We start from the raw sequence: 11,480 nt of genomic DNA, 5'->3' as shown, positions 1-11,480 counted from the left end.
ACAACTTCTATATATTTTACACTTTATAGGACAGTAAATGGACAGTGACAGCATAATTGAAGAGTGAACAAAAAGAGGTATAAAAATACCTCTTTCAGATTGAAGACAAAGTCCTCAGAAGTTATACTTCTGGGGACTTTGTCTTGCTTCGAAGAAGTATAATAAAAGAAAAGGTATTTGATGAGGTACTCCTAGTTAGCGATTTGTACTGAAAGTCGCCAGCACCAAAAAGTTGTTGTGCGTCATATTTGGAAAGATGCCTTAGACATCTGTGAAGATATCCGTCATCAAAGTGGGATGAAGGAACGGTACCAACATCGGAAAGAAACGATAGAACGTTTATTCGGAACAGCTAAAGAATATCATAACTTGCGTTATACCAGAGAAAAAGGAAAGTCCAAAATGGAAGATAAGGTTGGGCTTACTTTGGCATGTCTAAATATCAAAAAATTGGTAAAAATGATGGTAGGAAAGACCTGTTATTTTATCCAAATACCTCAATATTATTGGATTATGAGAGAATTAAGTGTGAATATAAAAAAAGACAAGCATCAAAAACGATGTTTGTCTTCATTCTGAATCAGAATTTTAATAGGAATTCTGATTTTTTTATGCAAATCCATTTAAAAGCCAAAGGGTGTTTAACTATTATTTATTAAAATATAGATAAATATCATTTGATTAGTATTTGTTAAGTAGGAGTGTTTAATTCAAACGACTTCATTATAATGGTTGTCACATACATTAAAATAATAAAAAATTGAAAAAGGTTGAAAAATAAAAATAACATGTTATAATTATGGCGTCTATATGAATAGGGAATATTGGTAGTAGTAACTTGAAGCCAACTTGATTGTAATCTTTCAACTCTTTCGGGGAGAGTTTTATACGATTACGTGTTGGTGCTTGGTACTATATGATATGGTATTGGGATAGGGTTATCATACCGATATTTTGATTTGTAAGATGGGGATAGAGCGTAAGTAAAGGGGACGCTCTTTAAAATGGGGAGAAGTTTTTATGAAATATATGTAAATTAGCAATACTGCTGGATTCAAAAACACTTTTATTAGCAAAGCGTTTTTTCTCCTGCAGTTTTTTTATTTATTAAATAGTGTATTTTTAAATTCGAGGGAGAAGACTAAATAGCTCAAAACCATTGATATCCTTGGGTGATATGAGTTGACTTTTGTCTTAACTTCTTGAATTTTATACGTAATGATAGTCTTTTTATTGAGACCTTTTTCTTTATCTACTTTACATCATTTCGAAATATGACCAATAAGCCAGGGCATTCCCTTTAATGCTTTTGGAGGAAGAGTATCTCATCTTCCTTATTATTGGGGATAATAAAGTGATAATGTAGAGTGTTATTTGTCAATATTATATTGATTTCGTATAGGTCATAGGGGGGATCTTATGGGAAAATTAAATATTATGGTTGTCTTTGGGACAAGACCAGAGGCAATTAAGATGGCGCCATTAATTCTTGAGTTGAAAAAACATCAAGAAACCATTAATACTATTACAGTAGTCACAGCTCAACACCGTCAAATGCTTGACCAAGTTTTGGAGACTTTTGAGATAGTTCCTGATTATGATTTGGATATCATGGGAAAAAACCAATCACTTCAGGAAATTACTTCTAAAATTTTGGCTAATTTTGATCCAGTTGTTAAGAAGGAACAACCTGATTTGGTTTTGGTTCATGGTGATACAACAACAACATTTGCTGCTGGCTTGGTTGCATTTTACAATAAAGTAAGTATCGGTCACGTTGAGGCTGGGCTTAGAACTTATGATAAATATTCACCATATCCAGAGGAAATGAATCGTCAGATGACTGACAGCCTTTCTGATTTGTATTTTGCACCTACTCAAGAAAGTAAAGCAAACTTATTGTCGGAAAATCATAAAAAAGAGGCAATTTATGTCACTGGTAACACAGCGATTGATGCCTTAAAGCTTACAGTTAAAGATAATTATTATCATGAAGTTCTCGATAAAATCGATGAGAATAAAAAAATTATCTTAGTAACAATGCACCGAAGAGAGAATCAAGGTGAGCCAATGCGTCGAGTATTTAAAACTCTTCGTCATATGGTAGATAAGCATTCTGAAATTGAAGTGGTTTACCCTGTTCATTTGAGCCCTTCTGTACAAGCTGCAGCAAAGGAAATTTTAGGTGACCATGATAGAATTCATCTTATCGCACCTTTAGATGTCTTTGATTTTCATAATTTAGCTTCTAGAAGTTACTTTATTATGTCGGATTCTGGTGGTGTTCAAGAAGAAGCTCCATCACTTGGAAAACCTGTTTTAGTATTACGAGATACAACAGAGCGTCCAGAAGGTGTTAAAGCAGGAACATTGAAACTTGTCGGAACTGATCCAGACAAGGTGAAAGAAGCAATGACTTCACTTTTAACTGAAGAAGCTCTTTATAAAGAAATGTCTGAAGCTCCTAATCCTTATGGTGATGGTAAAGCATCTGAGAGAATTGTTCAAGCGATTAAAGTGTACTTTAATTTGGAAGATTCTGTATCAGAGTTTCACGAAGGAGGAAATTGAGTGTGAAAAGAGATAAAAAAATCTGGTATTGGATTTTATGTTTGATTTTCTTTGAAGCATTACTATTTCTCTACTGTAATCAAGTCAATCCTAATTTATTCATGTTTGAAGCTTTCTTTCTGATTTTAGGTATTGCTACAGTATGTTTCTTAACAGAGATTCTGATTACTTGGCTAATCATTTTAAGTTTTGCTTTAAGTATCTTTGTATTGGTTAGTGGTGTTGTCTATCTTCCACTGAATGATACATTAGTTCTTATATTCAGTTTTCCTTTGTTAATGGGAATACTTTCAAAGATTAAGTATTACTTCTATAAATTTATTTCATCTGTTCAGATTGAAGAAGTCAAGGCTAGTAACGCTTATCGTGATTTATTAGAGGATAAAAAACCTGTTCAAGCACTTTTGATACATTGGTCTCATGAAGAACAATTCTTTGAATTGAGTCCTCGTGAATATAACCATTTGCTTACTAGTATCTATCATCAGATTTCAGATAAGCTGGATCGCTTTGAGCAAGTCTTTTATGTTTCTGAGGGGAGCTACTTAATCCTCTCAAAAAATGAATCTAGAAACTTAGAAAAGATTTATAAAACTAGTCTTGAAGAACATCTAAAAGAAATGACATTCACTAGGGGAAGTAGTTATCAAGGTATTCAATTTCAATCAGGTTTTCTTGTCATTGATAAAAAGAATTCCAAAAAATTTGATAACTATAGTGAATTAATGAGTAATTTAAACCGTCAGTTAGAAACGGATATTATTGTTGAGTATTAGGGGGAAGTTATGACTATCACAAACTTGTTTTTTGTATTTGCTTTATGTATTAGCCTTATTTTTGCGATTGCTTTCATTGTTTTGTTTACTGTTTATACAGTAATATATGAGCGTGTTTCTCATAATTTCAAGGCGGTGAAACATGGTTAGTCAGTTTTTAATGATTTTCACCCTAATATCCATCTGGATTTCCTTAATTTGGGGTGTTGTTATTCTGGTATCAGCTGTTCATTTTTGGTTGAAACATAGTGATTTTAAGGTTGATAAGGAGGAACTTCCTTATTATCCTAAGGTTACGATTGTAGTTCCAGCCCATAATGAAGATGTTGTTATCTCTCAAACGGCTAAAGCTATCTTGAATATGAATTATCCTCATGACAAGGTTGAGCTACTTTTGTTTGCGGATAACTGTTCAGATAATACTTACCAAGAGTGTTTAGCTGTTCAAGCCTTGCCAGAGTATGCTGGACGTAATATTACAATTATTAATCGTAAGGGTACTGGTGGTAAAGCAGGTGTTCTTAACGATGCCCTTAAAATGGCTGATGGAGAATATATCTGTATTTATGATGCGGATGCCATGCCTGAAACTAATGCACTTTACTTCTTAGTTAAAGAAGTGATGAAGGATCCAGAACGAAGAGTGGCGTCCTTTGGCCGTAATAAAACAAGAAATGCAAAACAAAATTTCTTAACACGTTGTATCAATCAAGAGATTGTTGTCACGCAACGTGTTCACCACGTTGGAATGTGGCATTTATTTAAAATTGGTCGTATTCCAGGAACGAACTTCATTATTCAAACTGAATTCGTTAAAAGTATTGGTGGTTGGCGAAATGGTGCCTTGACCGAAGATACCGATATTTCCTTCAAGATTATGCAAAGTGGTAAATTAATTGCCCTGGCATATAATTCTGAAGCCTTCCAACAAGAACCTGAAACGCTTAAAAGTTATTATATGCAACGTAAGCGTTGGGCAAAAGGTAATTACGAAGTTGTTATCTCGAATTTTAAACATTTGTTTGGTAAAGGAAATTGGCGTGTAAAACTAGAAGTAGCGAATTACTCTTGTATTTTCTTCTGGTTTAATGGTGCAATTGTCTTATCTGATTTAATCTTCTTTGCTAATGTCTTAGCCATTATTTTACATATCTTTTTCCCAACCGTGCAGATTCCGTTTGCCTTTGATGCAAGTAATATTTACATTGCTCAATTAATGTTGTTTAACTGGCTCTTGATGATTGGATTATATTTATTGCAAATCAATGTTGCCCTAGCTTCACAATTTGGACAAGCAACCAGCAAACAAATTTGGTTAGCGATTCTCTCTTATTTTAGTTACGCACAGTTATTCATTATTGTTTCTTTAGATTCGTTGTGGTCTATTATCATGGATAAAATTCTTCATCGTGAAGGAACAACATGGGTTAAAACTAAGCGTTTTGCAGAATAGGAGTATGTATGAAAACAAAATATTTTAAATATTTATGGTTTGTAGTTATCCTTGGCTTATTTGTTTTTTCAATGTTTACCATAAGAATGAAAACGAAAACTGATATTCAAGATAGAATTTATCAAAAATGGGAAAAACACTTCGTAGTCAAAAAAGGCAACGAAGCATATGTCAAAACTACTAATGACAAAGACAAAGATGTTGTTCTTTCCGAGTCACAAAGTTACGGAATGCTAATCACCGTGCGAGCAGCTAAGAAAGGTTTAGCTAATCAAAAAGATTTTGAAAGACTCTACAAGTATTATTTGTCACATCGTATTGAAGGCAATCAATTGATGTCTTGGGAACAAATTGTTCAAAAAAGTGCTAAAAATGTTGATGATCACAATGCAACTGACGGGGACCTTTATATTGCCTATGCCTTGATTGAAGCCTCAAAACAATGGCCAAGCCATAAAGATGAGTATCAAACACAGGCCAAGGCCCTCTTGCAGGATATTCTCAAGTATAACTATAATGAAAATATTGGAATTTTGACTGTTGGGAACTGGGCGAACAAAGATTCCAAATATTATAATCTTATGAGAACTTCAGATACTGTACCTAAGCAGTTCCAAGCTTTTTATGAAGTTACAAAAGATAAAAAATGGTTGGATATTAATAACAAGATGTTAAGTAGTCTTGAAACGATTAGTTCTAAAACTAAGACTGGATTAATTCCAGACTTTATCTGGGTGGATGAATCAGGGGCTCGTGTGGTTAAGCCTTACACCATCTCAAATCAGTTTGATTCAACGTATTCTTATAATGCTTGTCGTCTTCCATACAATCTTACTCAGAGTAACGATGAAAAGAGTCAGAAAGTCCTTAATAAGATGTTGGATTTCTTTATGACTCAGAAAAATGTCTTTTCAAATTACAATTTGTCTGGTAAGTTTTTAGACGACCACCAAGCTGCAAGTTTTAAAGCACCAATTGCTTTTGCAGCTGAGAAGGATCAAAAGTACTTGAAATTAGTTCAGCAGAATAAGATTGTCTTTATGCAGGATCTTCCTGTTAAGAATTATTATGATTCTGCGATTATTACTTTAGTAGCCATGGAATTCTTCTAAGTAATAGTTAACTAATGACTCAAAATCTTCCCTAAACCTGTTATTTGGAAACAGTAGCATTAGGGAAGATTTTTTCTTATGACTAATGATTGAAAATAAATTAAATTTAAATCTCGAATGAACACGGAAAATCTCATTTTGAAAGGTTCTTAAGTTGGTTAACAATGGCTCTTAATGGTGAAAACTAATAAAGAAATCAAATGTAAAAAGTCGTATTTTTAATGATTCTTCTTATGTTTTATGTAAGTCTTCTATGATATAATAGTTTGATGACTATTTTAAATGATATGGTTTCTCTAGCGAGCCACTTGGTTTTTATTGGTTTAACTTATCAGATGGTGAATACGCTTTTTGATTGGGAAAAAATAACCAAGAATGTTATTGTTAACACTGGGAAATTGAGATTATTCTTGCTTTTTATTAGTATTGCCATTGGTTTTCTAGTAAGTTCATTCTTTATATATGTTTTAACGCTATGTCAATCGTTAGCAAGCTCGATTTCTTAAATTAGTGTTTTTAAAAGACTTTTGATATAATACAAAAAGATGAAAATGACCCTTGAAAGGAATCCTTATGGATAAAATTATTGTGCAGGGTGGCAACACTCGATTAAGTGGTGAGGTTGTCATTGAAGGTGCTAAAAACGCGGTCCTCCCCTTGTTGGCAGCGACTATCTTGGCCTCGGAAGGTCAAACAACCTTAACTAATGTTCCAATCTTGTCAGATGTTTACACGATGAATAATGTTGTTCGTGGTTTAGATATTGCTGTAGACTTTGACGAGGAAAACAATACTGTTGTCGTTGATGCTAGTGGAGAAATTCTTGATCAGGCGCCATATGAGTATGTGAGCAAGATGCGTGCGTCTATCGTAGTACTTGGACCAATTCTTGCCCGCAATGGCCACGCGAAGGTTTCAATGCCTGGTGGTTGTACGATTGGTAGCCGTCCGATTGACCTCCACCTCAAAGGTTTAGAAGCAATGGGTGCTAAAATTACCCAAGTTGGTGGTGATATCACTGCGACAGCAGAAAAACTAAAAGGTGCAACTATTTATATGGACTTTCCATCTGTCGGTGCCACTCAAAACCTTATGATGGCAGCTACTTTGGCTGATGGAGTTACAACCATTGAAAATGCTGCGCGTGAACCAGAAATCGTTGACTTGGCCCTTCTTCTTAACGAGATGGGAGCAGATGTCAAAGGTGCTGGAACTGAAACACTCGTGATTAAAGGTGTTAAAGCTCTCCATGGTACTAAACATGCGGTTGTTCAGGACCGTATTGAAGCAGGTACCTTTATGGTAGCAGCAGCCATGACTTCAGGTGATGTCCTTATCAAAGATGCTATTTGGGAACATAACCGTCCTTTGATTTCAAAATTATTGGAAATGGGTGTCTATGTTAAGGAAGAAGACGGCGGTATTCGTGTTAAATCTGATGTTTCACAATTGAAACCAGTAACCGTTAAAACTCTACCTCACCCAGGTTTCCCAACTGACATGCAAGCTCAATTTACAGCACTTATGGCAGTGGTAAACGGGGAATCAACCATGATTGAAACAGTCTTTGAAAATCGCTTCCAACACTTAGAAGAAATGCGTCGTATGGGACTTCATTCAGAAATCCTTCGTGATACGGCTATGATTCACGGTGGTTTGCCACTTCAAGGTGCTCAAGTTATGTCTACTGACCTTCGAGCTTCGGCAGCACTAATTCTTACAGGGATGGTGGCTGAAGGAACAACTACTGTTGGTAAGTTGACACACTTGGATCGTGGTTACTATCAATTCCATGAGAAACTAGCTAAACTAGGAGCAAATATTTCACGTGTAAGTGAGGCTTAGTATGGAAACTGGTAAAGGCTATGTTTTTCGTCAATTATTACTTGTTTTGAGTGTGTGTGTGATTGGCCTTGCTTTTCTAGCAATCGGATTGATGATTGGCTATGCTGTTTTAGGAGAGGGCAAGGATCCTATAAGCATCTTAAAACCAGAAACCTGGCAGGCAATTGTTGCTAAATTTACAGGAAAATAAAAGGGAGTGGGAAGTAATCCCGCTCCTTTAGTCATGACATTCATATAAAAGAAAGAGAACAATGGCAAAAAGAAAGACATCTTTAACAAATAAACAGAAACGTCAGCTAGTCTCGTTACTAATAGCGGTCTTGATTGCAGTTTTAGGTTACATTGGGACGAGCAATAAGCTATCGCCTAATAATCCAATCAAGCAGGTAGCTAGTCTAGTCTCGGGAAAATCCAATAACTTCGTCAAATCAAACGGTTCAACAAATGGAAAGGCTACGCCACAAGAGCAGCTTGCTGAGTCAGTGATGACTAGCTCCGTCAAGAGTCAACTAGGAAACTCCTTAGAATGGAATGGGGCAGGGGCTTATATTGTTAATGGTAATAAGACTAATCTAAATGCTAAGGTTTCTAGCCAACCCTATGCCAATAACCAAGTCAAAACGGTTCAAGGACAAACGGTTCCTACAGTTGCGAATGCCTTATTAAGTAAAGCAACCAGACAGTACAAAAATCGTCAAGAAACAGGGAATGGCTCAACCTCTTGGACACCTGCGGGATGGCATCAAGTTCACAATCTTTCAGGAGAGTATAGCCATGCCGTAGATAGAGGTCATTTGTTGGGCTATGCACTTGTAGGTGGCCTCAAAGGATTTGATGCCTCGACTTCAAATCCAGAAAATATTGCCGTTCAAACTGCTTGGGCTAACCAAGCTAATAGCGAAAGTTCTACGGGACAAAACTATTATGAAAGCCTGGTACGAAAAGCTCAGGATAAAAACAAACGTGTCCGTTATCGCGTTACCCTTATTTATGAAGGAGATAACCTCATTCCATCAGGATCACATCTTGAAGCCAAGTCAGCTGATGGCTCACTTGAGTTCAATGTCTTTGTTCCAAATGTACAAGAAGGGATTACCTTAGATTATTATTCAGGAAAAGTAACGGTGAATTAAAGCAACGAACGATTCTGATTGGAGTCGTTTTTAGTATCCAGAAAACAAAAACCCACCCTCAGGTGAGTTTTTTGTTTTATTCACTAGCTTGCTCCCATTGTTTAGAGAGGTAGCGAGAGTAGCTAGAAATGGCAAAGTTAACCACGAAATAAGCTAGAGCCACAATACCGTATAAGGTAAAGATTTGACTAGGCTCGTAGTAACCCCCCATCAAAATCTGACTCTTACCAAATAATTCCTGTAAAGCGATAACAGAGTAAAGGAAAGAAGTATCCTTGATGACTGTTACGAATTGAGAAATGATAGATGGTAACATCTTACGAATAGCTTGTGGGAAGATGATGTAAATAAAGATTTGTCTGTTGTTAAATCCTTGAGACAAGCCGGCTTCCGTTTGGCCATGGTCGATAGAGTTCAGTCCCCCACGAATGATTTCCGCCAAGGCAGCTGAAGTGAAGACCGTGAAAGAGGTAATTCCTGCCGCTGTAGACTTAAGCTGGAAGACCAAGAAGATAATGAAAATCCAAAGCAAGTTAGGAACGTTACGAACGAACTCAACGTAGATAGAAGCCATCCAACGAAGAATAGGATTCTTTCCGTTACGCATAACCGCCAGAATAGTTCCGAACAAGGTAGACAGCACAATGATGAAGAAAGACAAGTAAAGGGTCGTCCACATCCCTTGTGCCAAGAATTTAAGGTTAGTAGCTGATAAAACTTCTGACATAGTGGACCTCCTTAGTAAGCTTTCTTATTCTCTTCTTCTTTACGACGTGCCCAGGTAGCTAGAGGGAAACACATGATAAAGTAGAGGAAGGCAGCCCCAGCAAAGGCCGGCACATAGTTAGTGGTATCATAAGCCCAAGCCTTAGCTGTGAACATGATATCTGCCCCAGAGATAATGGCAACTGTAGAAGTATTCTTAATCAAGTTAACCACTTGGTTGGTCAATGGTGGCAAGATAGTACGGACTGCTTGAGGCAAGATGATGATACGCATGGTATCAGCGTAGGTGAATCCTTGAGACAAAGCCGCTTCGGTTTGACCTTTAGGAACCGCCTCGATACCTGTACGAATAATTTCAGAGATATAGGCTCCTGTGTAGACACCTACACAAAGGATAGCTGTCAATGAAATTGGAATCATGACATGACCATCAGTCAAGATTGAAATCCCATAGAAGACAACCACGAATTGGACGAGCAAGGGTGTGTTCTGGAAAATTTCTACATACACACGTGAGATGCCACGAAGGACCTTGTTGTGAGTAGAGCTCATAGCCCCAAAGATGAGACCAAGAAGAAGGGCAACAATCAAGGCACCAATTGAAATGCCAAGGGTATAGAAGAAACCTTTGGCAAATTGCCCAAAGTTAGCGAAGAAAGCAGCCCAACGTTCAAGAGCGAAAGGACTAGCCGTTTCAGTTAAAAGATACATAAATTTAGGACTCCTTTCTATTTATCTTCAGCCTTAGCTGGTTTCAAGTGATACTTATCGTAGAGTTTTTGAAGGCTACCATCTTTTTGCCATTTAGCAATCAAATCGTTGGTATAATCAATCAACTCTTGGTTAGACTTGCTTGAGGCAATACCGTACTCTTGTGTTTTGAAACCTTCATCCAGAATTTTAGTTTTATCACTTTCGTAACCTGACAAGATTGATTTATCACCAGCAAAAGCGTCAATACGGTAAGCATAGAGTGATACGGCTAACTCAGGATAAGATCCGAGTTGAACGTAGTCAAACTTAAGGTTATTAGCTGAAGCGTACTCTTCAACAGCAGCTTTGGCAGATGACCCTTGAGACACTCCAATAGTTTTACCGTTTAGGTCAGAAAGTTGCTTATAGCCAGATTTGGTTTGAACGAGGAAACCGATTTGGTCATAGTAGTAAGGATTTGACATGGCATATGAAGCTTTACGCTCATCTGTAATGGTATAAGTAGCGATAAGCATGTCAATAGTCCCATTATCCATAAGGGCCTCACGAGTTTGAGGGGTAACTGCTGTAAAATTCACCTTAACCTTAAGTTCTTTGGCAATCTTCTTAGCGAGGTCAATTTCCATACCTTGATAGGTATTGGTTTTGGCTGAGTAGTAACCAAAGTTTGGGACATCCTGTTTAACACCAACATTTAGAGTCCCTTTTTTGACAATTTTTTGAATTGTAGCATTATTGAGTAGTTTACTGCTTTCATCAGCTTGACTACTTTTAGTGTTCCAGAGGAGAACTGCTACAAATGCTAAAGCAGAGATAGCTAAAATTCGACTAAGTTTTTTGATTAACATAAGCCCTCCTTAGGCATCCACTTGGACACGATCAGAGTTATGGTCGATAATCTTAGAAAGGAATTGAACAGCACGAGGTTCAGTTGGATTGTCAAAGAAACCATCCACATCCGTAGTATCCACAAGAACCTGACCTTCAGCCATGAAAATGATACGGTCTGCCACACTGCGAGCAAAGCCCATTTCGTGGGTAACAACTACCATGTTCATGCCACCTTTGGCAAGGTTCTGCATAACCGCCAGTACGTCACCGATAGTCTCTGGGTCAAGGGCTGACGTTGGCTCATCAAAGAGCAAGAGCT

11 protein-coding genes and 2 pseudogenes are annotated in these 11,480 nt (G+C 37.0%); 9 read left to right on the top strand and 4 right to left on the bottom strand.

What is annotated here, in order from left to right; translation table 11 throughout:
- Positions 1–195: 195 nt before the first annotated feature.
- From HMPREF1517_RS09135 to HMPREF1517_RS09100, 9 genes and pseudogenes are all read left to right on the top strand, one after another.
- A pseudogene (locus HMPREF1517_RS09135) lies at positions 196–592 on the top strand (transposase); the annotation flags it as partial.
- Positions 593–1,419: 827 nt separating this feature from the next.
- Complete coding sequence (gene wecB, locus HMPREF1517_RS09130; RefSeq protein ID WP_037601470.1) at positions 1,420–2,571, top strand: non-hydrolyzing UDP-N-acetylglucosamine 2-epimerase; 1,152 nt, start codon at positions 1,420–1,422, stop codon at positions 2,569–2,571.
- Positions 2,572–2,573: 2 nt separating this feature from the next.
- A complete protein-coding gene (locus tag HMPREF1517_RS09125; RefSeq protein ID WP_037601467.1) occupies positions 2,574–3,347 on the top strand; it encodes a hypothetical protein in 774 nt (257 codons plus the stop codon).
- 142 nt (positions 3,348–3,489) lie between these two features.
- The gene (locus tag HMPREF1517_RS09120) at positions 3,490–4,800 is read left to right on the top strand and encodes a glycosyltransferase family 2 protein (protein WP_037601464.1); all 1,311 of its coding nucleotides are present in this window, start codon (positions 3,490–3,492) and stop codon (positions 4,798–4,800) included.
- An 8-nt stretch (positions 4,801–4,808) separates the two neighbouring features.
- Positions 4,809–5,912, top strand: coding sequence for a glycosyl hydrolase family 8 (locus HMPREF1517_RS09115; RefSeq protein WP_004182617.1), 1,104 nt, complete (start codon positions 4,809–4,811; stop codon positions 5,910–5,912).
- A gap of 269 nt (positions 5,913–6,181) precedes the next feature.
- On the top strand, positions 6,182–6,418 hold the full coding sequence (locus HMPREF1517_RS10385; protein ID WP_084639289.1) for a DUF1146 family protein: 237 nt from the start codon (positions 6,182–6,184) through the stop codon (positions 6,416–6,418).
- A gap of 67 nt (positions 6,419–6,485) precedes the next feature.
- A complete protein-coding gene (gene murA / locus HMPREF1517_RS09110) occupies positions 6,486–7,757 on the top strand; it encodes a UDP-N-acetylglucosamine 1-carboxyvinyltransferase (protein ID WP_004182615.1) in 1,272 nt (423 codons plus the stop codon).
- 1 nt (position 7,758) lies between these two features.
- Positions 7,759–7,947, top strand: coding sequence for a DNA-directed RNA polymerase subunit beta (locus HMPREF1517_RS09105; RefSeq protein WP_003097027.1), 189 nt, complete (start codon positions 7,759–7,761; stop codon positions 7,945–7,947).
- Between the two features lie 61 nt (positions 7,948–8,008).
- Positions 8,009–8,890, top strand: a complete 882-nt coding sequence (locus HMPREF1517_RS09100) for a DNA/RNA non-specific endonuclease (protein WP_004182614.1) — start codon at positions 8,009–8,011, stop codon at positions 8,888–8,890.
- Between the two features lie 76 nt (positions 8,891–8,966).
- Here HMPREF1517_RS09100 and HMPREF1517_RS09095 read toward each other — a convergent pair whose 3' ends face one another.
- From HMPREF1517_RS09095 to HMPREF1517_RS09080, 4 genes and pseudogenes are all read right to left on the bottom strand, one after another.
- Positions 8,967–9,617: an amino acid ABC transporter permease gene (locus HMPREF1517_RS09095; RefSeq protein ID WP_037601175.1), complete on the bottom strand. Its 651-nt coding sequence runs from the start codon at positions 9,615–9,617 to the stop codon at positions 8,967–8,969.
- A gap of 11 nt (positions 9,618–9,628) precedes the next feature.
- Entirely contained in the window at positions 9,629–10,327 is a 699-nt protein-coding gene (locus HMPREF1517_RS09090; RefSeq protein WP_002886251.1) for an amino acid ABC transporter permease, read from the bottom strand.
- A gap of 17 nt (positions 10,328–10,344) precedes the next feature.
- Positions 10,345–11,178 carry a transporter substrate-binding domain-containing protein gene (locus tag HMPREF1517_RS09085; RefSeq protein ID WP_037601459.1) on the bottom strand — a complete coding sequence of 278 codons (834 nt, stop codon included), beginning with the start codon at positions 11,176–11,178 and terminating at the stop codon, positions 10,345–10,347.
- Positions 11,179–11,187: 9 nt separating this feature from the next.
- Positions 11,188–11,480 (bottom strand): annotated as a pseudogene (locus tag HMPREF1517_RS09080) (amino acid ABC transporter ATP-binding protein); the annotation flags it as partial.

It is taken from the genome of Streptococcus sp. ACS2 (assembly GCF_000525585.1).
Taxonomy (GTDB): domain Bacteria; phylum Bacillota; class Bacilli; order Lactobacillales; family Streptococcaceae; genus Streptococcus.
Note: the sequence above shows the minus strand (reverse complement) of the source record. Positions and strands in the feature narration are given on the sequence as shown.